Here is a 22,134-nt window from a genome sequence, read left to right as displayed (position 1 = left end):
TTTCACTTAAAAATTACAATACAAAATGTTAGATATTTTTGACCGCATCAAACAAAATCCAGGTCCTTTGGGACAATTCGCTGATTATGCTGAAGGATATTTTGTTTTCCCAAAACTGGAGGGTCCAATTGGCCCAAGAATGAAATTTCAAGGTAAGGATGTAATTTTCTGGAGTGCAAATGATTATTTAGGACTTTGTAATCACCCGGAAGTTTTAGAAGCTGATGCAAAAGCAGCTGCAGAATTCGGAATGTTTTATCCGATGGGTGCAAGGGCTATGTCTGGTGAAACCCAGCAGCATCAACAATTGGAAAAAGAACTGGCAGAATTTACTCAGAAAGAAGCTGCTTATTTATTGAATTTCGGTTATCAGGGGATGGTTTCGGCTATTGATGCATTGGTTACAAGACATGACGTAATTGTATATGATGCTGACTCTCACGCCTGTATTGTAGACGGAGTTCGTCTTCATATGGGAAAAAGTTTTACTTTCAAACATAACGATATAGCAAGTTTAGAGAAGAACTTAGAGAGAGCGACTAAGGTAGCAGAAGAAAATGGAGGCGGAATTTTAGTGATTACCGAAGGGGTTTTCGGAATGAGAGGAATGCAGGGGAAACTGAAAGAAATCTGTGATCTGAAATCAAAATTCAATTTCAGACTTTTGGTAGATGATGCACATGGTTTCGGAACTTTGGGTAAAACCGGAGCCGGAGCAGGTGAAGAGCAAGGCTGCCAGGATCAGATTGATGTATATTTCTCTACTTTTGCCAAATCTATGGCAGGTTTCGGAGCTTTTCTTTCAGGAGATGAAACCATCATCAGGTTCTTAAAATATAATCTTCGTTCTCAGATTTTTGCTAAATCTTTAACAATGCCAATGGTAATCGGAGGTTTAAAAAGACTGGAGCTTTTGAGAACACGCCCCGAAATTAAAGCGAAATTATGGGAGAACGTAAGAAAACTTCAAGACGGTCTGAAAGAGAGGGGTTACAATCTTGGGAATACCAATACCTGTGTAACGCCTGTTTTCATAGAAGGAACTACAATTGAAGCTACTCTTTTAGCTAAAGATCTTAGAGAGAATTATGGGGTTTTCACATCTGTAGTGGTATATCCTGTAATTCCTAAAGGAATGATCTTATTAAGATTAATCCCGACAGCTTCTCACACAGATTCAGAAATTAATGAAACACTGGCTGCTTTCGATGGCATCCGTGAAAAATTAACTTCAGGACATTACAGAGAAATGGAAAAACAGATGAATATCGAATACAAGCAAATGTAATACGATATCATCATATAATATTAGAAAAACCACTGATTCACTTTCAGTGGTTTTTTATAAAATAAATTGGAATGAAATTAAAGGGTTACTTGTTAGGCATACTATCATCCGTTTCATTTGGATTGATCCCTATTTTCATCCTGCCGTTGAAGCAGGCCCACTTTTCTATGGACATTACGCTGTTCTATAGATTTTTGTTTTCTGCCTCAATGGTTGGTGGATATCTGCTGTATTCCAAAGAAAGCTTCAGGATCAATAAAAAAGAAGCTTTGATCCTTTCTGTTCTGGGAGTCTGCTATGCTCTTTCTTCAGAATTTTTATTCATTGGTTACGATTTTCTTACCCCGGGAATTGCTTCTACCGTCCTGTTTATTTATCCGGTTATTGTAGCTTTGATCATGTTTTTCTTTTATAAAGAAAAACTCACAAAACTTTCTGTAATATCTCTCTTCCTGGCTTTTGCAGGCGTTATTGTATTATGCTTAAAAGAAAATGGTATGGAGATCAATTTTGCAGGTCTTGGAATTGTGATGCTAAGCTCATTATTTTATGCGCTTTATATGGTGATCGTTAATAAATCTGACCTTAAAGTATCAGGATTCAAGCTTTCATTCTACTCTATGCTTTTTACTTCAGCATTTTTTATGATAAAAGCTTCTGCCGAAGGTGAATCTTTTGCCATCCCTTCCGTATCTATCTTTTTAAATTTTATTATTTTTGCTTTTCTCACCACTGTCATTTCAAGTCTGTGTCTGGTGTATGCTATAAAATATATAGGGTCTACTCCGACTGCTATTTTAGGAGCATTGGAACCGGTAGTTGCGGTAATGGTAAGTGTCCTTATATTTCATGAAAGATTTACCGTAAATCTTCTTATCGGCATTACGCTTATCCTTTTAGGAGTAACCTTTAATGTTATTGCAGACAGCAGGAAGTCAAAAAGTGATGAGATCTTAGAAAATGTATGAACATTTTAATTTTGTAACTCTATTTCGGCATACCATACAATTTAACTATCTTTGCCAACAGAATTCGGTAAAGCTTGAAAACATTCAAGATGTTGTAAATCAATATTTTAAAACCGGATTAATATAAATAATTTGAAAAAATCCTGTTGAAAGATCTGCTTCTCATCACTCCGCCTTTTACCCAGCTTAATACTCCTTATCCGGCAACGGCTTATATAAAAGGCTTTCTGAATACCAAAAATATTTCCAGCTATCAGGCCGATCTGGGACTTGATGTTATTTTGGAGTTATTTTCAAAAAACGGACTTGAGAAAATTTTCAGCACAAAAATCAATCTTCAGGAACTCTCAGAAAATTCACAGCGAATTTATGCATTACGGGAAGAATATTTAAGGACGATAGATCAGGTTATTCCTTTTTTGCAGGGAAAAATCCCTACGCTGGCCAGACAGATCTGCAGCATGAATTTCCTTCCTGAGGCTTCCCGTTTCAACCAGCTGGATGATATGGATTTTGCATTTGGAAATATGGGACTTCTGGATAAGGCCAAGCATCTTGCTACGCTATATTTAGAGGATCTTTCTGATTATATTATTGAAAATATTGATTCAGATTTCGGATTCAGCCGATATGCAGAACGTCTCGGAAAAAGTGCCAATTCTTTTGATGAGCTGTATTCAAAACTATCAGATAATCAAACCTTTATTGATAGCTTTACCCTTAAAATTCTTCAGGAAAAATTAGAATTGATCCAGCCAAAACTGGTGTGCTTTTCAGTCCCCTTTCCAGGAAATCTGTATGCCGGATTCAAATGTGCCCAATTCATAAAAAAAAATTATCCTCACATTAAAACTGCGATGGGTGGTGGTTTCCCCAATACGGAATTGCGGGAAGTAAAAGATCAGAGAGTCTTTGAATTTTTTGATTTTATCACCCTTGATGATGGTGAGCTTCCTCTTGAACTTCTTTGCAATAATGTATTGAATATCTCCCAGGAAAAACCTGAATATAAAAGAACATTTTTACTTGAAAACCAAAAAGTTACCTATAAAAATAATTCCAAAAAACACGATTATAAACAGGCGGATATCGGTACGCCGGATTATACAGATTTGAAATTAGATCAATATATTTCGGTGATTGAAATTGCCAATCCAATGCACAGTTTGTGGAGCGACGGAAGGTGGAACAAGCTGACCATGGCCCACGGTTGCTACTGGGGAAAATGTACATTTTGTGATATATCTTTGGACTACATCAAAATCTACGAACCTATTTCTGCTAAAATTTTAGTGGACAGAATGGAGGAACTGATCAAAACAACTGGTGAGACGGGATTCCATTTTGTGGATGAAGCTGCCCCACCGGCATTGATGCGGGAAGTTGCCCTGGAAATTCTTCGCAGAAATCTTGTAGTGACCTGGTGGACCAATATCCGGTTTGAGAAAAGCTTTACCCGTGATTTATGTTATCTGCTAAAACTTTCAGGATGCGTTGCCGTTTCCGGAGGACTGGAAGTGGCCAGCGACCGGCTGTTACAATTGATAGACAAAGGTATTTCTGTAGAACAAGTGGCAAAGGTAACAAGAAATTTTACTGAAGCCGGCATCATGATTCACGCGTATCTGATGTATGGCTATCCTACTCAGACGGTTCAGGAAACGGTGGACTCTTTGGAAATGGTAAGGCAAATGTTCGAGATGGGAATTCTTCAAAGTGCTTTCTGGCATCAGTTTGCCATGACAGCGCATTCGCCAGTAGGAATTAATCCTGAAGAATTTGGAGTAACTCCTCTGAAGCAGGAAATTTTGTTTGCCAACAATGATATTGATTTTAAAGATAAAACAGGAATCGATCACAGCCGGTTCAGCTTTGGATTAAAAAAATCACTCTTCAATTATATGCACGGAATTAATTTTGAGTTTCCGCTTCAGGAATGGTTTGATTTTAAAATTCCAAGAACAACAGTTCATCCCGATTATATTCATGACTGTCTTCTGGATGATACCCAGCTTGGCTTTAAAGGCAACTCAAAGGTTGTTTTTTTGACCAAAAATGTAATCGCTGAGAATCGCATAAAAAATAAAAAGAAATACTCTGGTGCGTATACACTTCTTACGTTCCACTTAAAAACCAATATTATAAAGGTAGATCTGGAGCAGGATAAAGCGGAATGGCTGATGAATGTCCTGGAGAAAAATTCTATAGAAAATCCGAAAAAAATTACAGCTCAACAACTTAAGAATCAGTTTGAAGAAAATTTTGAAGATTTTGAATTATTCTGGTTTTCAAAACCGATGCAGCAGTTGAAAGAAAATGGAGTAATTTTGAGTTTATAATTTTTCAAAATAAATTAAAAAAATCCCGGAAAGTTAAATCTCCGGGATTTTTATGAGTATTCAAAGTCCATACAATTTTACTTTTCAGCATTTCCTTTCACTACGTCACCAACAATTACTTTTTCCTGAACTTTAATAAAATTTGGGTCCATAATCGCCATTCTTTCTGCAATAGCTTTATAAGTAGGGAATTTTAACAGTGAAGCTCTTCCGGACATTTCCCTGTAAATGGTAAAAACTTTTCCGTTAGCGGTTTTGATCTGTTTTGTAGTCGTAATATATTTTCCAATATATTTACTCTTAGCGTCATAGACCTCGATATCTATGAAGGTTTTGTCGGTAATAGTATCCTCAGAACCAAAACTTACCGGAAGATTGGTAAAATATCCGACAGGAATGCCGTTGCTAATGATCTCTCCTACTTTATTAACCTCAATGTTGAGCTTATCAATTTTACTTCTGGTAGTATAGGCATCTTTGGTTTTGGTATCCAGCTTCCTTTTAGGAATATTTTTAAATATATCATCCAGGTTTTTAATATTGATTCCTTTATTATCAATAATCTTCAGACCTTTAATAGAAGTATAAACTGCTGATTTTTCCTCTCCGGAAAATGCTGACGGAGAAATATAATCCAGCTCTATTGTTTTATCCCTGTTATAGATCCTGTTCAGTCTTATATAACTGTCTCTTACAGAATCCACTATACTTTTATCTATAAACTCTATAGTATACATCGGGGTATCATTCAGGTCCATGAATGTATAGATACTGGATTTATTGGAGATTTTTGCAACATGAGTACCGTCAAGATTTATAATACCTCTTTTGGTTTTGAAATTTTGGGCATGATACAGTACCCCCAGAACGGTAAAGAATATGATTATACTTTTCTTCATAGAATCAGACTTTTACACAACATAAAAAAAGTGTAACCAAAGTTACACTTTCTTGAAAATATATTTAGCTTTTCATTTAATTATTCACAAAGGATGATTCCTTTATCATGATTAAATTCTACAACACCGCTTTTGATAGGATAAGAAAAAACAGAGTCTTTCACATTTTCTTTGGTAAAGTTTTTAGCATATGCTTCTCCAACTGAAGTTGTGAAAAGCTTTACTTTACCGCCAATTAAAGAAGAAACAATTGCCGCGTGGTTTTTCATAATGTGGAATTCACCACCTTTTCCCGGCAACAATACTGAGTCTACCTCTCCTTCAAAAACTACGTATTCTGGTGTTAAAATTTTTATATTCATATTTCTTAGATTAAAGAGAAAAGAGAAAAGAAAAAAGAAAGAGACTGTGTCTTTACTCTTTTTTCTTTATTCTATTTATCTAGTTAAGCGTTTTCAGCTAACATTTTTTGTCCGGCCTCAATAGCTTCTTCGATAGTTCCTTTCAGGTTGAAAGCAGCTTCCGGTAAATGGTCTAATTCACCATCCATAATCATGTTGAATCCTTTGATGGTATCTTTGATATCTACCAATGATCCCGGAATACCTGTAAACTGTTCAGCTACGTGGAAAGGCTGAGATAAGAATCTCTGAACTTTTCTGGCACGGTAAACCACTGATTTATCTTCTTCAGAAAGTTCTTCCATACCAAGAATCGCGATGATATCCTGAAGAGCTTTGTATCTCTGAAGAATTTCTTTTACTCTCTGAGCACAGTCATAATGTTCATCACCGATAATTTCCGGAGCAAGAATTCTTGACGTAGAAGCCAATGGATCTACTGCAGGATAAATACCCAATGAAGCAATTTTTCTATCTAGTACCGTAGTGGCATCCAAGTGAGCAAACGTAGTTGCAGGAGCCGGGTCAGTTAAGTCATCCGCAGGTACGTAAACTGCCTGTACTGAAGTAATTGAACCATTTTTAGTAGAAGTAATTCTTTCCTGCATCGCTCCCATTTCAGAAGCAAGAGTCGGTTGGTAACCTACCGCTGAAGGCATACGACCAAGAAGTGCAGATACCTCAGAACCAGCCTGTGTAAAACGGAAGATGTTGTCTACGAAGAAAAGTACGTCTCTACCTTGTCCACTTTCACCACCATCTCTGTAGTACTCAGCTAATGTAAGACCGGAAAGTGCTACTCTAGCTCTTGCACCTGGCGGCTCGTTCATCTGTCCGAAAACGAATGCAGCTTTAGAATCTTTCATAGCTTCCATATCTACTTTAGAAAGATCCCAACCTCCGTTTTCCATAGAGTGCATGAAATCATCACCATATTTGATAATTCCTGATTCAAGCATCTCTCTCAAAAGGTCATTTCCTTCTCTCGTTCTTTCACCTACTCCGGCAAAAACTGAAAGACCACCGTGTCCTTTTGCAATATTGTTAATCAACTCCTGAATCAATACTGTTTTACCTACACCTGCACCACCGAACAATCCAATCTTACCTCCTTTTGCGTAAGGCTCGATAAGGTCGATTACTTTAATACCTGTAAATAAAACTTCTGCAGAAGTTGAAAGTTGATCAAATTTTGGAGCTGGTCTGTGAATTGGCAGACCACCTTCTTTAGAAATATTTTGAAGTCCGTCGATAGCATCCCCAACAACGTTGAATAGTCTTCCGTTCACGGCTTCACCAATTGGCATTGTAATAGGATTTCCGTATCCGATTACTTCCTGCCCTCTTTGAAGACCGTCTGTAGCATCCATTGCAATACATCTTACTGTATCTTCACCAATATGCTGCTCTACTTCTAAGACTACTTTTTCACCGTTTCCTTTTGTAATTTCTAACGCGTCATAGATACTTGGAATTGCTTCCACATCTGTGAAGACAACGTCGATTACCGGACCAATAATTTGAGAAATTTTACCTTTAATTTGGTTTGCCATTGCTAAATTTTTTCTTGGTGCAAATATAATGATTCTTCATAAACCTACAATTGGTAAAAAAAAGATTTTTATCATACTTTTTTGTTAATGTACCAATATAACAATTTACCAGTCTAGCAATTATTTCTCCGCAAAAAAATATTGGTACATTGTTATATTGATACATTATTACATTATGTATATATTTGCAGTCAAATTTTTTCCGTTTTGAAAGTTTTCAAGAATTTTAAAGATTATTCCTCTCAAAAGCCTTTAGCATTATCTCTGGGAATGTTTGACGGAGTACATCTCGGGCACAAAAGTATCATCGATGAACTGATCAATGTAGGTACACAGAATAATCTGGAGACAGCTATCCTGACTTTTTGGCCGCATCCGCGTTTTGTTTTTAACCCAAATGAAGATCTCAAGCTTCTGAATACACTGGATGAAAAGAAACAGCTGATCGAAAAATACGGAATTAATCATTTATTCCTGAAGGAATTTGATGAAGAATTCAGAAACCTTACGGGGGAAGAGTTTGTACGCCAGATCCTTATTGACAAACTGAATGTAAAGTACCTGATTATAGGCTACGACCATTCATTCGGAAAAAATAAGAGCGGAAATTTCGAACTTCTTCAAAATCTTTCCAAAGAACTGGATTTTGTTGTTGAACAGATGGAAGCGATCAATATCCATGAAAACAATATTAGCTCTACAAAGGTCCGCAATGCTCTCTTGACGGGGAATATTAAAGAGGCCAATGAAATGCTTGGTTACTCCTACTCTGTTTCCGGAACCGTTGTTCATGGGAAAAAAATTGGAAGAACAATCGGTTATCCTACAGCCAATATTGATGCTGATTCTATTAAACTTCTTCCTAAAAAAGGAGCTTATATTGTAGAAACTGAGGTAAAAGGCCAGCAATATAAAGGAATGCTCAGTATTGGTACCAATCCTACTGTAAACGGAGAAAAATTAACCATTGAAGTCTATATCCTTGACTTTGATGGCGATATTTATGATGAAAAGATCACGGTAAAATTCAGGGATTTCCTTCATGACGAGATCAAGTTTGAAGGTCTTGAAAAACTTATCGAAAGACTGGATGAAGATAAAAGGCTGACCCGGGACTTTCAATTCTAACTATTTATAATCTCTTCTTTTGCTTTTTTCGTTAATGAATTATAAACCAATTCATAAGACTGGTCTATTAATTTATAAATAAGATCTCTTTTCAATCCATCCAACTGCACAGAATTCCAATGGGTTTTATTCATGTGAAATGCACCTGTGATCTGCGGATGCTGTTCACGAAGCTCTGCGCTCCATTCAGGATCGGTTTTCACGTTGATTCCCAATGGCTGTCTTTCAAGTCCCATTAATAAAAACATTTTTGTCCCTACTTTCATCACAAGTGTTTCGTTATCAAAAGGGAAAGTTTCTGTAACTCCTTTTTTGGCAATGCAATAGTCTAGAATTTCGTTGGCATCCATATCTTTATAAGTAATAAGTAATTGGCAATAAGTGATTTGAATAATGTATATATATTGAAGGAAATATCTTTTCCTTCTTTAAACACTAAACTTTAATTCAAATTTAGTAAATTTAAGAAAGAAAATACTATCTATATTAAATCACAACTATTATGAAAGCTTTGGTCATCGGCGCAACGGGCGCTACAGGAAAGGATCTGGTAAAGCAGCTGCTCAACGATAAAGAGTTTGAGGAAGTCGACATCTTTGTAAGAAAGCCTGTGAATATCCAGAATGACAAGCTGAAAGTTCATGTGGTTAATTTTGAAAAGCCGGAAGAATGGAAAGATAAAGTGAAGGGCGACATCGCATTTTCATGCCTGGGAACCACGCTGAAAGATGCCGGAAGTAAGGAAGCCCAAAGAAAAGTAGATTTTGATTATCAATATGAATTTGCCAAGGCAGCGAAGGAAAATGACGTGGAAGATTATGTGCTGGTTTCGGCTTATGGAGCAAACCCATCGTCTAAAATTTTCTATTCCAAAATGAAAGGGGAACTGGAAGAAGCGGTGAAGCAGCTTCATTTTAATAAAATTACTATTTTCAAACCCGGAATGCTGGAAAGAAAAGATTCGGAAAGAACCGGAGAAGTTCTGGGTAGCAGAATTATAAAATTTGCGAATAAGCTGGGGCTGCTGGAAAGTCAGAAACCATTGCCTACAGATATTTTAGCTAAAGCAATGATTAATTCTTCCAAAATAAAAAGTAATGGTTATTCCAGTATTAAGCTTGGGAATATTTTCTGTTTTGCTGAGAAAACATAAATAATATTAATCGATCCTTAATTTAGTTTCATCAATAATTTGTTTAATCCACTTATAATCTTCCAAATTCTTAAGTTTTATAATTAATTCTTGGGGTATTTTCTCAAGTCCAATTAACGTTCCTGCAATTTGTCCAGCAATAGAAGCATTTGTATCTGTATCGCCACCTGAATTTATAATTTCCTGAAACATTTTTTCTAACCCTAAATCAAAAATTTTAGTTGAACAATAGATCGCAAAGGGAACTGAATTTACGACGTATCCATTGTTTCCAAATTTTGCGATTTCAGAGATTGTGGAAATAGAATTATAATTATTTATTTTAATTAATCTGTCTCTTAAATTAGTATCGGGAAGTTCCGGAATAATAATATCAAAAAGATTGTTAAATCCGTTCCATTCTAAATTTAAAATCGCTTTTATAGATAAATATACAGCTAAAGCACCTGCAAAAGCTTCATCATTTCTATGTGTAATTCTACAGGCATCAAAAATATTTTTTCTAGTAATATTGGAAAAAAATGCGAAAGGAGCAATTCTCATTGCCCCTCCGTTTCCTGCTGCAAACTCTCCGGTACGTCCAGCTTGGCTCCAATGTATTCCAGCCTCTTTATCTAAAATTGCTTTAAGTGTAGAAGCTCCAACTCCATTTAATTTATTACTTCTATAATATTTGATAAACTTATTGATAAGATTTTCAGGTTCGAAATTTTCTTTACTTAAGATCTCACAAGTTGCCAAAGTCAATTGAGTATCGTCCGTAATAAACCAGTTTCGAAGTTTAAATTTTTTTTTTTCCTAAATAATAAATTTCAGAATCATCAATTAAAACTTCATTTTCATAACTACTTCCCCAAGCGTCACCAATTGCTCCACAAATTATACAAGCTTCAAATTGATTCTGAAAATTCATTCAAAATTGATGTTTTACTTCAGATGCTTCGTTATAGCATCATCCGTAGGTTTTGTAGTACTTATGAAAGTATCAATTAATTTTCCGTTTTCATCGATCAGGAATTTTGTAAAGTTCCAAAGGATGGTGGTGTTTTTTACCCCATTCAAATCCTTCTCTGTTAAATATTTAAAGATAGGAGCTGTATCATCACCTTTTACAGAAACTTTAGCTGCCAAAGGAAAAGTTACTCCGTAATTTTTCTGGCAGAAAGCACCGATCTCGGTATTGGTTCCGGGCTCCTGACCTCCGAAATTATTGGCAGGAAAACCTACAATAACCAGTTTATCTTTGTATTCTTCATACACTTTCTCCAAATCTGCGTACTGTGGTGTAAATCCGCATTCTGATGCTGTGTTGACAATTAGGATCTTTTTTCCTTTAAAATCTGCAAAGTTGATCTCTTTACCGTCAAGGCTTTCAACTTTGAAATCATATATTGTTTTTCCCATAAGTTCTTTGGTTTTAGCTTGAGAAATTTCGCTTTTCTGATTGGTACAGCTCTGTAAAAATGCTACAAAAGAAAGCAGCCATAAAAAAAACTTTTTCATTCTTAACAATTTTAGTTGGCAGTTTTGCCTTATTTATTTTTTCCTTTGATTAAAATTTAAATGTATTGGCAGGAAAAACTTTATTAGCATCTATCCTGTTTAAGATCATAACGAAGTCTCCATCCTTTTTAGTACTTGAAGATTCAATTCTAAAAGGCATTGAAAGATTACCTACTTTCTTATAGTCCGCATATACTAATGTTTCATCTTTCTTGATTTCTTTTAAAAGCATGTACGTTTTTACATCAAAATAATAGATATTCTTATTTACATTTTTGGTAAGCTCTACTTTGTGGCAATACATCTCACCTACTTTTTCTTTTCCCAGATATTTGGCATCAAAACCTTTGTTTTCCCAGTCAATGAAATCATTATCAAAGCTTTCAGGTACATATTCAGGATACACCTGAAGCTTATTAGCGGCATAATTCATTGCATATCCTTTAGTTCCGTCAAAGCCTTCAATTGCCGTTTCTTTTCCACCGATGCTGATCACCGTTTTGGTAAGATTGGGACGCTGCTGGTAAATTTTTATAGGGTATTCATCTTTGATACCTAAGATCACTTTTCCCTGCAGCAGTACTGAATTTAAGAGCTTCCAATTCGTTAATCCTCCGGACAGTTCTATATTTTTATCTATAATTTCTTTTGCGGTCTGTGCAAAAGATAACTGCGAAAGTATCAGCACGAATACTAAAAGTAATTTCTTCATTAATCTTATTTATAATTTCAAATATAAGAGGAATTGGGCGAAAAAGCAAAGAAAGCGAAAAGCCTAAAGGACTTATCTGCTTACCTACAGCATTTTTAAATTAATTTTCTGGCTTTCTCCAGATCTTCGGGTGTGTCTATTCCTACTCCGATAAAATTAGTTTCTATCAGCTTGATTTTCATTCCATATTCAAGATAACGGATGCATTCTATTTTTTCTGATATTTCAAGAGGCTTCATTTCCAGTTTGGAGAACTGAAGCAAGGCATGCTTTCTGAAAGCATACACGCCAATATGTTTGTAGTAATTTATATCATAGGAAACTTCTCTGTGAAAAGGAATCACGGAACGGCTGAAATAAAGGGCAAAACCATTATTATCGGTAATGACTTTTACATTATTAGGGTTTTCAATTTCTTCTTTTTCCGTTAGTCTGATTTTTAATGAAGCCAGAGAAATTTCCTGGTTAACATCATCCTTGAAAACGTCGATAAGCTGTCTTAACGGCTCTAATTTAAGGAAAGGCTCATCGCCCTGAACATTGATCACAATATCGCAGTCGATGTTCTGTACGGCCTCCGCAATACGGTCGCTCCCGGTTTCATGCTGTCCGGTCATAACGGCTTTTCCACCATTTTTCACAATTTCATCAAAAATAATTTCCGAATCTGTAGCCACAAATACTTCATCAAACAGTCCCGTCTCGGCAACATTCTGATAGGTAGTCGTGATCACTGTTTTTTCACCTAACATCTGCATCAGCTTTGCCGGAAAACGGCTTGCTTCGTAACGGGCAGGAATGACAGCTATGATTTTCATTTATTAAAGTTATAAGTTAATTAATTATGAGTCATATAATTCGCTAAAAAGATAATTCCGTAAATCCAGGAGATATACAGAAAGGAATAAAACAATCCGAAAGTAAGACTTTTAAGTAAATTCCCTTTACATTTTCCTGAATTTTTAAACACCAGACGTAAAGCCCGAAAAAAAATCCAATATAACATTGCTGTAAGGAATAAAACGGCTGCCCAAAACAAAAATCCTAAAAAATATAAAAGTACTACCAAAACAACGGTAAACACAAACCATAAAACAACAGAGAGTACAACAGCTCCTATACTATCGCCAACAACAGGAGGATCAAAATCCAAACTATCCACTGCCGGAGCATTATCAGAATATTTTTTTAACCTATGTTTATTTAACACACTTCCTACATTTTCTTTCAATTTCAGACCATAGTACAATCCTAAGCTGATAAACAGAAAAAAGGTACCTGCTAAAATAGATATGGATAGAATTGAATTCTGAAATAAAGAACGATGAGAACCCTTTCCTGAAAGCCAGACACTTAGAATCACCAAAATGATAATTCCTAGGGTTGAGAAACTCAACAATTTGGTTTCCAGAAACGGTCTTTTAGAAAATTCCATTAATACAAGCTAAATTTTTCCGTATTTCTTATCTTCAAAAAATCGCTTCGACTACGCTCAGCATGACACTTGTCATAATAACTTATACTGTGCCATGTTAAGTGTAGCCGAAGCATGTATTTTTCTCAATTATTTTAAAGCATTCAAAGCATTTTCAAGCTTTGGAAGCATTACTTTGATCTCGTCAACCGCTAAACCTCCCACAGAAGCACGGAACCAAGGCTCAGATTTTGCCTCTCCGAATGCTGAGAATGGTACAAGAGCAACTCCGGCATCATTAATTAAGTAGAATACAAGGTCAGACGAATTTTCAATAACAGATCCGTCCGGTTTTGTTTTTCCAATATAATCCAATCTGATCGTAAGGTACAACGCTCCCATAGGTTCGATGCTTTCTACGGCTAATCCTTTTCCTTTTAAATCCTGTATTCCACCGTGAAGAATTTTTAAGCTCTCTTCGAGTTTTCCTTTGAAATCTTCTACGAAAACATTTACATTGTCAGGATTTTCAAAGAATTTTGCAGTAGCTTCCTGTTCTGGTTTAGGTGCCCATGCTCCAACATGCGTTAGAAGAGCTTTCATTTTATCTAAAATATGAGCAGGACCAAATCCCCATCCTACACGTACTCCAGTTGCAGCCAGGCATTTGGATATACCGTCGATATAAATGGTGTATTCTTTCAGTTCAGGGAAAAGAGAAACCGGATCTACGTGCTGTGCACCGAAAGTAAGATTAGAATAAATCTGATCATACATCAGGTACAATGGCTTTTCATTTTCCCCTCTTTTTTTATTTTCCTCAAGAACCATTTCGCAGATAGCCGAAAGCTGCTCTTTTGTAAACATTGTTCCTGTAGGATTTAATGGTGAACACAAGGCCAAAAGAACTGCTCCATCTAAGTGTGGTCTCAGATCGTCTGCTGTAGGAAGAAAATTGTTTTCAGGAGTGGTCTTAACTTCTACAGCCTCTGCAGAAGTAAGGTAAGCGTAATGGTTGTTGTTCCATGATGGTGTAGGATATACTACTTTATCACCTTCATCGACAATTGTTTTATACACGGCGTAGATCAACGGTCTTGATCCGGCAGTAATTAAAATATCATTAGGCGAGTAATCCAGATTCCATCTGTTTTTCAAATCTTTGGAAACTTCTTTTCTTAAAGATAAAAGTCCGTTGGCCGGCGGATAGTTCGTCAGATTATTCTGATATGCCTTCTGAATCTCCTCTTTCAGCAGTGCCGGGATAGGATAGAGATTAGAATTCAGGTCACCAATAGTAAGATTGGCTATCTCCGCTCCTTTTGCTTTTAAATCATTTACTTCATTACCAATTTTAACAATTTCAGAACCAATCAGGTTCGCCGCTAATTTTGAAACTTTCACTTTATTTTTATTTAAATTTACTAATAATTGTTTTCCACGTTCATTTTCTCACGAATCTGATCGACAGGTACCTGAGCATCAAAAAGAACCAGAAATTCCTGAACCTTTTTTGCGGTATATGAATTAGGATATTTTTTTATAATCCTTTTATATTCATTCCTGTTTTCGTCGTATAATTTTCCGTCTGCTATTTCATACGTAGGGGTATTGTCCATTCCGTACAGATAATCATGCAGGTAATTGTTGTAATCTTTTTTCACTGTTTTCAGGAGCTGGCTTTCGGGATATTTCTTCATAAAATTTTCCCAGAATATCAATCTTTCTCCCAGTTCTTTCCAACTAATGATCAATCCGGCATCTGCAGCATAGTTGTCTTTTGCTTCTATTGCCATCTGAGCAATATAAGAATTGTAGTCCGGGGTTACCTTATTTTTAAATACGGTAAAATAATGATCAGGTGCAGACCAGATCTCGGTGTAACCTTCTCCTACTTCCCTGAATTCCAATCCTTCTTTCTTAAACTGAGCTGCGAGCTTCTTTATATTTTCCGGAAACTTGTAACTGTCACTGTCGGAATCATAATAATTGACATATTTATCCAAAACATCGGTATGCAGCCTGCTCAGGCCTTCAATATATTTGCTCCTTATTCCAACGTACTCTTCGTATACCTTATTATTCTGCTCCGGACTTCCGGCTGCTATTTCTCTTTCTGTTTTAGATTGATAATATTGAAGCGCTTTTATATAATCCTCCGTTGTATTTTTTGGAGAATATGCTGTATCAATTGGTTTAAAAAGGTCTTCTTTTATTTCTGTTTTGGCAACTGAATCATTAGCTGCTTTTACTTCTGCCGTTTCAGAAACCTCTTTTTTGCAGGATAAAACAAGTACAGAAAGCATACAGACCACAAAACTCTTTTTTATCATTCCCACAAATTTAGTCCAGCTTCAGATCTTTTCTTACGTCTTCGATTTTTGCTTCTAATGATTTTAATTTATCTTTAAAGTCGGCTTCAGAAGTAACCGTATCTTTTACAGAAATATAAAATTTAATTTTTGGTTCTGTTCCTGAAGGTCTTACACAGACTTTAGTTCCGTCCTGAGTATAATAAATCAGTACATTCGATTTTGGAATGTCGTTCATTACTTTGGTTTCGTTCTTTGAAACGGAGAAACTGGTCTGTTCTTTGAAATCCTTCACTTGTTCTACTAATGACCCCGCCAGCTCTTTCGGTGGGTTTTCGCGGAAGTTTTTCATCATGTTCTGAATTTCTTCAGCGCCTTCTTTTCCTTTTCTGACAATATTCACCAAGCCTTCATAATACATTCCAAGATCTTCATAGATCTCAATCATGTACTGATACATTGTTCTTCCGTTGGCTTTGCACCACGCAGCGATTTCACATGCAACAAGGATACTTCCGCATGAATCTTTATCGCGGACAAAATCTCCGGTCATAAAACCGAAACTTTCCTCACCACCGCAAATAAATTTCTCTTTTCCTTCTGCCTCACGGATCATTTTTCCGATCCATTTAAATCCTGTAAGGCCAACTTTGCAGTCAACTCCAAATTTCTGAGCAATATCAAAGAAAATATCTGAAGTCACGATCGTAGAACCAATGAATTCTTTTCCCGTGATCCTGTCCTGCTTTCTCCATTCATTTAAAATATAATAAGTAAGAATTGTATTCGTTTGATTACCATTCAGAAGCTGCATTTCGCCATCAAGGTTTCTTACGGCAATTCCTAATCTATCCCCATCCGGATCTGTTCCGATCACGATATCTGCATTGGTAATTCTTGCCAGATCCATAGCCATTTCTAGTGCTGCAGGTTCTTCTGGGTTCGGAGATTCTACCGTGGTAAAATTACCGCTCGGGATCATCTGTTCTTTTACAAGATCTATCTTTTTGAATCCTGCTTTTTCCAAAGCCTTTGGAACCGTAGTATAAGTTGTTCCGTGGATAGAGGTAAAAACAATATTTAAATTCTCTTTTCCTACATTCTGATAGGTTGAATTTTCAATACAGGCATCAATATACACATCGTCCTGCTCCTCTCCGATCCATTCGATCAGGTCATCATTTCCGTTGAATTTAATTTCTTCAAATTTTACAGAATATACTTCATTGATAATCGCTTCATCATGTGGTGGAACAATCTGTGCACCGTCATTCCAATATACTTTATAACCATTGTATTCAGGCGGATTATGTGATGCGGTTAATACAATTCCCCCGTTACATTTTTTGTCTCTTACAGTGAAAGACAATTCCGGGGTCGGTCTGTGATCTTTGAAAAGAAGCACTTTAATCCCATTTGCAGTTAAAACATCAGCAACCAGTTTTCCGAATTCTTTTGAATTATGGCGGACATCGTAAGCAATGGCCACTTTAATTTCTTCTCCTTTAAACTGTTGAAGCATATAATTAGCCAGCCCTTGTGTAGCCTGACCTAAAGTATATTTATTCAAGCGATTGGTTCCTACTCCCATGACACCTCTCATACCTCCTGTTCCGAATTCAAGTTCTCTGTAAAAAGAATCTTCCAGATCCGGAGAATTACTGTCAATTAAAGTCTGTACAGCATCTCTTATTTCTTTGTCGAATGTATCACTTAACCAAAGTTTCGCTTTTTCTAATGTTGTCATATGTGTATTTAAGTTTGGAAGCGGGAAGTTTGAAGATGGAAGGTATTCTATGTCCAAATTCATATATCCTACTTTTGTTTTACTATTCTGTTTGTTATATTTTGTTTGGAAGCTGGGAGAAATTTATGTCTCAACTTCAATTTTCTACTTACTATCTACTTTTTATTTATTTTGATTATCAACTTTAATGTCCTGTGATTATTTTTGTCTTCAGCTTCCTCAATCTTTTAGCTGATTTCTAAACGCTATAATCTGATTCATTAAATTATAACTTTAATTATATATTGTATTAAATTCTTCTTCTGAAATATAATTCCGGTTTTTTGCCTTATACAGACAGGTTACAGTTTCAGCTAGAGAACGGATGGAGTATCCCAAGAATTTTTTAAATTCTGGTTTAGACTGTAAAATACTTCCTTCTGAAATATTAAGTGCAACAGAATCAGATGCTCTTCTTATTTGAGAAGTTACATTAAAAACTTCATCTTTTGGAAAATTTTGAGACAACTTAAAGATATTTTCTCCAAAATCCATAGATTTTTGCCAAATAATTAATTTTTCAAATTTGAAACTCATCCATTTTTTTCCCTATGATAACTTCCCTCCTCCATCTTCTCTCTTCCTTTCTATTACTCTAATTTCTTATTTTCAACCTTGGTCGTCTTATCAATTTTAAATGCACGAATCGGGTTATTATAGTAGATAAATTTTGCAGTGTTCTGAACATGTCCTTTTAAGGAATCTTTTACGTTAACTTCTGCATAGTTTCCGTTTTTAGAATCGATATTCAGGTTTTCTATTTTCCAATATGGAGCGATGAGACTTGCTGTGTCTGAGATCTTTATCACCGCATTTTTGGTCAGTCCCAAAAAGTTGGCCCGGCTCTTATTCTGCATGTCTAGTTCTGCTCTTCTCGTGTTCACTGAACCCATAAAAGTAGCATAATTTTTTAAATTAAGCCTAAAATTATCGGTCTTAATTTCACTCGAAATATTCATTTCTACAGAATCTGCCACTGAAACTTTCTCAAGGTTATATTTTGAATAGATGGTCACATTATAGAAATCTACCCCTTTTGTTCTCCTTTTTTCTTTGATAATAAGAGTCTTGTCTTTAACATCTACATCCAGATTATTGGCAACATTAGGATAAGTCTCGATTTCTACAAAATTCTTAGCGCCTCTGGCATAAAATACACGGAATTTTCCTTCCAGATCCAAATTCACAAATTCCGAAACATCTACATTTTTTCTTTCAATATTTCCTTTCGGAGAAACTTTTCCACAAGAAACCGCCGCTATAAGCAGGAATGTGTACAATATTTTTTTCATATTCAAATTAAAATACTCTATATAAAACCGTAATTATGGCAAGACTTTCTATTCCCATCAGAACATACAGCACTGATACTCTCCAAAGCAGGCCTGGTTTTGAGTATGATTTTTTAAATGCATTCCAATACGTAACTGCCGGGAAGAGAATGAAAAGGACAAATGAAGCCTTGTCTAAAATACCGAAAATCTTCGCTGCAGGTTTCCACAGCCCCACAAGACTTACCATATCATTAAACAAAAATATGATTAAAATTCCTAACAGGCTCACTGTTCCGATGATAAAATGCTCAGCAATATTCAATTTTATTCTTTTGAAAATGAAATAGGCATTGGTTCCAAGCATCGGAATGATCACAAAAAGAATTGTTTTGGAATATTTGGAGAAAAATTCCAGAATATTGGAGTTTCCTTCCGAAATTTCGTCCGGGTTGAGGTTTAAATAAAAGTGCAATGTTAAAACATTGAATCCAAATAAGATAAGTAATAAAGAAAACAAATTATAGTATCTGGTTCTTTTCCCTGAAATATAATTCATGGCCATTCTTCCAGGTCCGAATAACACATGTTTCAAGGTTCGGAAAAATCTTGCTTCAATGTGCCAGATTGATCCTAAAATATCACTTTTAATCAGTGATTGAAGAGTAATTCTTGCCGTGTCTGTTTTCTGTCCGCAATGAGCACAAAACTCATCGGAAATCTTGTGACCGCAGTTCAAACAGCTTTTTGGATTCATCACCAAATCAATGCATTTTATTTTTTCCTGTAAAACCAGGTTTTAGGGCTATTTCCATTGGACAGCAAAAGATAGTTTTTGCTTAAATAAGAAATATTCATGACAACTGTATCCTGGCCATCATCATATTTCATTTTTAATTTCTGATCATCCTTGCTGTATTTCCCTTTATTACCGAGTGAAGTAAAGGAATTATCTTTATTAAATTCCAGAACTCCTGTTCCATATTTGGAGTTATTTTTCTTTGATTGCAAGGTGTCAATTTTAGTTAGTTTCCCTTCATACACATCTATGAACTCCCAAGGTCCCAGAAGACTGGATGATTTGCAGGAAGACAATAAAAAAAGGAAAAGACAGACTAAAATACACGGAGCGAACTTTCTTTTCTTGGTTATCAATCTTATAAATTACAGAACAAATATAACCAAAAACTCCTTTAAAAACAGATTATCCTTGTGTTTTCTGTTTTATTTTTCACAATTTTTACATTCATGAAATTGGTTAATGATCTGTTGGTTTTCTCTTATTTTTAAATATTATTTTTAAAAGAATCCGGGGTCTTATACATTTCTCAAACAAAAAAAATGCCCCAAAAAGTTTAGAACTCCTTGAGGTATTTTATTATTTATTAAACATTTATATTATTGATCAAAACCTATTTTAATAATTTTCGAGTGACGCTGAGTAAATCATCAGTGTTACAAGAATGACAACGATAACTGCGCCAATGATCAATGGTTTCCATAGTCCTTTCTTTGGGTATTGCTCCTCATTCGGAAAATATTTCGGAACAAAATAATAAGACAGAAAACTTCCGCCTGCAATACCACATACATATGACAGTGAACTTTTCGGATTCTCCGGTATATTGACAATAAAAATAGTCAGCACTGTAATAAGGAGAGAAATTCCCAATACAGTATAGGCCTCTTTCTTTTTATTAACATCCAGTAGATTTTGAAATAATAAAACACCGCCAAAAAGTGTAGAAAGAAAAATTGAGAATCCTAAAATTGCTTTTTTTGAGTATATTTTGGGTAATTTCTTTTCCATGATTATATCACTTCATCAATATTATAATTCTTATGTTCCCGATTGGTTCTGATGATCATTTCCCCTAAGAATCCTGCTATAAAGAGCAATGTTCCCATGATCATCATCGCCAGAGCAATAAAAAACCAAGGGTTATTAGTAATCAGATGACCGTAAATTCCTCTTGCCACATCAATCAACTTTGAAATTCCCAGCCAAAGTGCAGAAAGAAATCCTACAATAAACATGACAGTTCCTACCGCACCAAAGAAATGCATGGGTCTTCCTCCGAAACGGCTTACAAACCAAAGGGTTACCAGATCCAGAAAACCTCTGATAAATCTTTCGGTCCCGAACTTTGACGTTCCGTAAGGTCTTGCCTGATGCTGTACCTCTTTTTCTGTAATTCTTCTGAATCCTGCATTTGCAGCAAGTACGGGAATATAACGGTGCATATCTCCATACACATCGATTGATTTTACCACCTGTTTTTTATATGCTTTCAGCCCGCAGTTGAAGTCATGAAGATACACTCCTGATACTTTTCTTGCCGCCGCATTGAATAGTTTTGACGGAACATTTTTTGTCATAACGTTGTCAAAACGTTTCTTTTTCCAGCCTGAAACAATATCGTAATTATCTTCAGTCACCATTTTGTAAAGCTCAGGGATTTCTTCAGGAAAATCCTGTAAATCTGCATCCATGGTAATCACCACTTCTCCGTTTGTTCTTTCAAAAGCAGCATGAAGAGCCTGAGATTTTCCATAATTTCTGGAAAACTTTATGGCGTGGATCTGAGGGTACTGAACCTTCATATTTTCGATAATACTCCATGACAGATCTGTACTTCCGTCATCTACAAACCAGATTTCATAGGATAAGCTGTTGGTATAACAGACATTATCAATCCTTGAAAAAAGTTCTTCCAAAGAGTCTTCTTCGTTTAATAACGGAATAACTATAGATAAATTCATTTAATTTTAATAAAAATTATTCTTGATTTTCGGTTTCCTGGTACACAGTTCTTGTTCTGAAAAACGCTCCAAAAAACACTGACAAAACTACGTAAAATATAAGAATTGCCGCAAAATATCCTGAAAAATGACTTGCCGTAAGCATGTCTTTTCCTTTAATGGCTTCGGGAGAAAAGCTTGGAAGTCTTTCTTTGTATTTTTTATCTAATTCATCAATGTCTTTCTGATGTTTCATAATCTTTCTCGCAGACTGATATTCGGTGTCTAATTCTGTTTTCTGTCTCTGCACATACTGATAATTAAGCAGTTTTTTAGCATCCGGATCTACGAAATTAAGGAACGCGTAAATGCTGAAAATGGAAAGAATTCCCCCGATAAACATCGGAACGAACGCTCTTGAGAAAGCATCTTTAAAACTTACAACTCTATTTTGGTTCCAGAAAGATTTTACGGACCAAAAGGCACCACCTGCATATAAAATAGGCAGAACAAATGCATTGATTTTCAGAGAGATATCAAAGTAATTGATTCCTGAGAAAAAGTAATACGCTACAAAAAAAATGATCATTGTAGCGATAAAAAGTATAATTCCTAATGTTGATGGACTTTTCGTCATGTTAGATTTTTTAAAAAAAGTTGAAAAA

At 35.6% G+C, this 22,134-nt stretch carries 25 protein-coding genes; 5 read left to right on the top strand and 20 right to left on the bottom strand.

All coding sequences use genetic code 11. The features are described from left to right. The first annotated feature begins 25 nt into the window (after window positions 1-25). The 3 genes from DRF60_RS13865 to DRF60_RS13855 all read left to right on the top strand — a co-directional run bounded on the left by DRF60_RS13865 (window position 26) and on the right by DRF60_RS13855 (window position 4,595). Window positions 26-1,288: an aminotransferase class I/II-fold pyridoxal phosphate-dependent enzyme gene (locus DRF60_RS13865; RefSeq protein ID WP_116012617.1), complete on the top strand. Its 1,263-nt coding sequence runs from the start codon at window positions 26-28 to the stop codon at window positions 1,286-1,288. A gap of 71 nt (window positions 1,289-1,359) precedes the next feature. Further along, on the top strand, window positions 1,360-2,256 hold the full coding sequence (locus DRF60_RS13860) for a DMT family transporter (protein WP_116012616.1): 897 nt from the start codon (window positions 1,360-1,362) through the stop codon (window positions 2,254-2,256). Between the two features lie 146 nt (window positions 2,257-2,402). Beyond that, on the top strand, window positions 2,403-4,595 hold the full coding sequence (locus tag DRF60_RS13855) for a B12-binding domain-containing radical SAM protein (protein ID WP_116012615.1): 2,193 nt from the start codon (window positions 2,403-2,405) through the stop codon (window positions 4,593-4,595). Window positions 4,596-4,672: 77 nt separating this feature from the next. Here the strand turns inward: DRF60_RS13855 and DRF60_RS13850 are convergent, their stop codons facing one another. From DRF60_RS13850 to atpD, 3 genes are all read right to left on the bottom strand, one after another. Continuing rightward, complete coding sequence (locus DRF60_RS13850) at window positions 4,673-5,494, bottom strand: hypothetical protein (RefSeq protein WP_116012614.1); 822 nt, start codon at window positions 5,492-5,494, stop codon at window positions 4,673-4,675. Window positions 5,495-5,574: 80 nt separating this feature from the next. Further along, entirely contained in the window at window positions 5,575-5,856 is a 282-nt protein-coding gene (locus DRF60_RS13845) for a FoF1 ATP synthase subunit delta/epsilon (protein ID WP_116012613.1), read from the bottom strand. An 83-nt stretch (window positions 5,857-5,939) separates the two neighbouring features. Then, window positions 5,940-7,448: a F0F1 ATP synthase subunit beta gene (gene atpD / locus DRF60_RS13840; RefSeq protein ID WP_116012612.1), complete on the bottom strand. Its 1,509-nt coding sequence runs from the start codon at window positions 7,446-7,448 to the stop codon at window positions 5,940-5,942. A gap of 207 nt (window positions 7,449-7,655) precedes the next feature. On the opposite strand from atpD, the gene DRF60_RS13835 reads away from it, so the two are divergent. Next, window positions 7,656-8,576 carry a bifunctional riboflavin kinase/FAD synthetase gene (locus DRF60_RS13835; protein ID WP_116012611.1) on the top strand — a complete coding sequence of 307 codons (921 nt, stop codon included), beginning with the start codon at window positions 7,656-7,658 and terminating at the stop codon, window positions 8,574-8,576. Here the strand turns inward: DRF60_RS13835 and DRF60_RS13830 are convergent. Continuing rightward, a complete protein-coding gene (locus tag DRF60_RS13830; RefSeq protein WP_116012610.1) occupies window positions 8,573-8,926 on the bottom strand; it encodes an MmcQ/YjbR family DNA-binding protein in 354 nt (117 codons plus the stop codon). The genes DRF60_RS13835 and DRF60_RS13830 overlap by 4 nt on opposite strands. Window positions 8,927-9,078: 152 nt before the next feature. Between DRF60_RS13830 and DRF60_RS13825 the strand changes: the two genes are divergently transcribed. Further along, window positions 9,079-9,729: an NAD(P)H-binding protein gene (locus tag DRF60_RS13825; RefSeq protein WP_116012609.1), complete on the top strand. Its 651-nt coding sequence runs from the start codon at window positions 9,079-9,081 to the stop codon at window positions 9,727-9,729. Between the two features lie 6 nt (window positions 9,730-9,735). On the opposite strand, the gene DRF60_RS13820 is transcribed toward DRF60_RS13825, so the two are convergent. The 16 genes from DRF60_RS13820 to DRF60_RS13750 all read right to left on the bottom strand — a co-directional run bounded on the left by DRF60_RS13820 (window position 9,736) and on the right by DRF60_RS13750 (window position 22,106). Continuing rightward, the gene (locus tag DRF60_RS13820; RefSeq protein ID WP_238640212.1) at window positions 9,736-10,470 is read right to left on the bottom strand and encodes an ADP-ribosylglycohydrolase family protein; all 735 of its coding nucleotides are present in this window, start codon (window positions 10,468-10,470) and stop codon (window positions 9,736-9,738) included. Between the two features lie 40 nt (window positions 10,471-10,510). Then, window positions 10,511-10,642 carry a hypothetical protein gene (locus DRF60_RS21800; RefSeq protein ID WP_262510883.1) on the bottom strand — a complete coding sequence of 44 codons (132 nt, stop codon included), beginning with the start codon at window positions 10,640-10,642 and terminating at the stop codon, window positions 10,511-10,513. Between the two features lie 14 nt (window positions 10,643-10,656). Next, window positions 10,657-11,232 carry a glutathione peroxidase gene (locus DRF60_RS13815; RefSeq protein WP_116012607.1) on the bottom strand — a complete coding sequence of 192 codons (576 nt, stop codon included), beginning with the start codon at window positions 11,230-11,232 and terminating at the stop codon, window positions 10,657-10,659. Window positions 11,233-11,281: 49 nt separating this feature from the next. Continuing rightward, window positions 11,282-11,944 carry a histidine kinase gene (locus DRF60_RS13810; RefSeq protein WP_116012606.1) on the bottom strand — a complete coding sequence of 221 codons (663 nt, stop codon included), beginning with the start codon at window positions 11,942-11,944 and terminating at the stop codon, window positions 11,282-11,284. A 95-nt stretch (window positions 11,945-12,039) separates the two neighbouring features. Further along, window positions 12,040-12,762, bottom strand: coding sequence for a 3-deoxy-manno-octulosonate cytidylyltransferase (gene kdsB, locus DRF60_RS13805; RefSeq protein ID WP_116012605.1), 723 nt, complete (start codon window positions 12,760-12,762; stop codon window positions 12,040-12,042). Between the two features lie 20 nt (window positions 12,763-12,782). After that, a complete protein-coding gene (locus DRF60_RS13800) occupies window positions 12,783-13,175 on the bottom strand; it encodes a hypothetical protein (protein WP_123902692.1) in 393 nt (130 codons plus the stop codon). 333 nt (window positions 13,176-13,508) lie between these two features. Continuing rightward, a complete protein-coding gene (locus DRF60_RS13795) occupies window positions 13,509-14,762 on the bottom strand; it encodes a pyridoxal phosphate-dependent aminotransferase (protein WP_116012603.1) in 1,254 nt (417 codons plus the stop codon). Window positions 14,763-14,782: 20 nt separating this feature from the next. Then, entirely contained in the window at window positions 14,783-15,691 is a 909-nt protein-coding gene (locus DRF60_RS13790; protein ID WP_123902691.1) for a hypothetical protein, read from the bottom strand. Window positions 15,692-15,701: 10 nt separating this feature from the next. Next, on the bottom strand, window positions 15,702-17,417 hold the full coding sequence (locus DRF60_RS13785; RefSeq protein ID WP_116012601.1) for a phospho-sugar mutase: 1,716 nt from the start codon (window positions 17,415-17,417) through the stop codon (window positions 15,702-15,704). Window positions 17,418-17,690: 273 nt separating this feature from the next. Then, window positions 17,691-17,993 (bottom strand): four helix bundle protein, encoded by a 303-nt coding sequence (locus tag DRF60_RS13780; RefSeq protein WP_116012600.1) that lies wholly within the window; start codon window positions 17,991-17,993, stop codon window positions 17,691-17,693. A 53-nt stretch (window positions 17,994-18,046) separates the two neighbouring features. Then, window positions 18,047-18,748: a GIN domain-containing protein gene (locus DRF60_RS13775; protein WP_116012599.1), complete on the bottom strand. Its 702-nt coding sequence runs from the start codon at window positions 18,746-18,748 to the stop codon at window positions 18,047-18,049. 7 nt (window positions 18,749-18,755) lie between these two features. Then, window positions 18,756-19,484, bottom strand: coding sequence for a DUF3667 domain-containing protein (locus DRF60_RS13770; protein ID WP_116012598.1), 729 nt, complete (start codon window positions 19,482-19,484; stop codon window positions 18,756-18,758). A gap of 17 nt (window positions 19,485-19,501) precedes the next feature. Beyond that, window positions 19,502-19,882, bottom strand: coding sequence for a lipocalin family protein (locus DRF60_RS13765; RefSeq protein ID WP_157967968.1), 381 nt, complete (start codon window positions 19,880-19,882; stop codon window positions 19,502-19,504). 262 nt (window positions 19,883-20,144) lie between these two features. Continuing rightward, window positions 20,145-20,537 carry a hypothetical protein gene (locus tag DRF60_RS13760; RefSeq protein ID WP_116012596.1) on the bottom strand — a complete coding sequence of 131 codons (393 nt, stop codon included), beginning with the start codon at window positions 20,535-20,537 and terminating at the stop codon, window positions 20,145-20,147. 2 nt (window positions 20,538-20,539) lie between these two features. Next, window positions 20,540-21,490: a glycosyltransferase family 2 protein gene (locus DRF60_RS13755; RefSeq protein ID WP_116012595.1), complete on the bottom strand. Its 951-nt coding sequence runs from the start codon at window positions 21,488-21,490 to the stop codon at window positions 20,540-20,542. A gap of 16 nt (window positions 21,491-21,506) precedes the next feature. Continuing rightward, the gene (locus DRF60_RS13750; protein ID WP_116012594.1) at window positions 21,507-22,106 is read right to left on the bottom strand and encodes a DUF4199 domain-containing protein; all 600 of its coding nucleotides are present in this window, start codon (window positions 22,104-22,106) and stop codon (window positions 21,507-21,509) included. Window positions 22,107-22,134: the final 28 nt, after the last annotated feature.

The sequence above is a fragment of the Chryseobacterium elymi genome (assembly GCF_003385495.1).
Lineage (GTDB): Bacteria > Bacteroidota > Bacteroidia > Flavobacteriales > Weeksellaceae > Chryseobacterium > Chryseobacterium elymi.
Note: the sequence above shows the minus strand (reverse complement) of the source record. Positions and strands in the feature narration are given on the sequence as shown.

What these genes read in the sequence shown, in the direction of transcription:
- DRF60_RS13850 (WP_116012614.1), bottom strand. Translation starts at nt 5,494, where the DNA reads ATGAAGAAAAGTATAATCATATTCTTTACCGTTCTGGGGGTACTGTAT.
- DRF60_RS13790 (WP_123902691.1), bottom strand. Translation starts at nt 15,691, where the DNA reads ATGATAAAAAAGAGTTTTGTGGTCTGTATGCTTTCTGTACTTGTTTTA.
- DRF60_RS13755 (WP_116012595.1), bottom strand. Translation starts at nt 21,490, where the DNA reads ATGAATTTATCTATAGTTATTCCGTTATTAAACGAAGAAGACTCTTTG.
- DRF60_RS13770 (WP_116012598.1), bottom strand. Translation starts at nt 19,484, where the DNA reads ATGAATCCAAAAAGCTGTTTGAACTGCGGTCACAAGATTTCCGATGAG.
- DRF60_RS13845 (WP_116012613.1), bottom strand. Translation starts at nt 5,856, where the DNA reads ATGAATATAAAAATTTTAACACCAGAATACGTAGTTTTTGAAGGAGAG.
- DRF60_RS21800 (WP_262510883.1), bottom strand. Translation starts at nt 10,642, where the DNA reads ATGAATTTTCAGAATCAATTTGAAGCTTGTATAATTTGTGGAGCAATT.
- DRF60_RS13815 (WP_116012607.1), bottom strand. Translation starts at nt 11,232, where the DNA reads ATGAAAAAGTTTTTTTTATGGCTGCTTTCTTTTGTAGCATTTTTACAG.
- DRF60_RS13775 (WP_116012599.1), bottom strand. Translation starts at nt 18,748, where the DNA reads ATGAAAAAAATATTGTACACATTCCTGCTTATAGCGGCGGTTTCTTGT.
- DRF60_RS13780 (WP_116012600.1), bottom strand. Translation starts at nt 17,993, where the DNA reads ATGAGTTTCAAATTTGAAAAATTAATTATTTGGCAAAAATCTATGGAT.
- DRF60_RS13865 (WP_116012617.1), top strand. Translation starts at nt 26, where the DNA reads ATGTTAGATATTTTTGACCGCATCAAACAAAATCCAGGTCCTTTGGGA.
- DRF60_RS13750 (WP_116012594.1), bottom strand. Translation starts at nt 22,106, where the DNA reads ATGACGAAAAGTCCATCAACATTAGGAATTATACTTTTTATCGCTACA.
- DRF60_RS13825 (WP_116012609.1), top strand. Translation starts at nt 9,079, where the DNA reads ATGAAAGCTTTGGTCATCGGCGCAACGGGCGCTACAGGAAAGGATCTG.
- DRF60_RS13810 (WP_116012606.1), bottom strand. Translation starts at nt 11,944, where the DNA reads ATGAAGAAATTACTTTTAGTATTCGTGCTGATACTTTCGCAGTTATCT.
- atpD (WP_116012612.1), bottom strand. Translation starts at nt 7,448, where the DNA reads ATGGCAAACCAAATTAAAGGTAAAATTTCTCAAATTATTGGTCCGGTA.
- DRF60_RS13830 (WP_116012610.1), bottom strand. Translation starts at nt 8,926, where the DNA reads ATGGATGCCAACGAAATTCTAGACTATTGCATTGCCAAAAAAGGAGTT.
- kdsB (WP_116012605.1), bottom strand. Translation starts at nt 12,762, where the DNA reads ATGAAAATCATAGCTGTCATTCCTGCCCGTTACGAAGCAAGCCGTTTT.
- DRF60_RS13860 (WP_116012616.1), top strand. Translation starts at nt 1,360, where the DNA reads ATGAAATTAAAGGGTTACTTGTTAGGCATACTATCATCCGTTTCATTT.
- DRF60_RS13785 (WP_116012601.1), bottom strand. Translation starts at nt 17,417, where the DNA reads ATGACAACATTAGAAAAAGCGAAACTTTGGTTAAGTGATACATTCGAC.
- DRF60_RS13760 (WP_116012596.1), bottom strand. Translation starts at nt 20,537, where the DNA reads ATGGAAAAGAAATTACCCAAAATATACTCAAAAAAAGCAATTTTAGGA.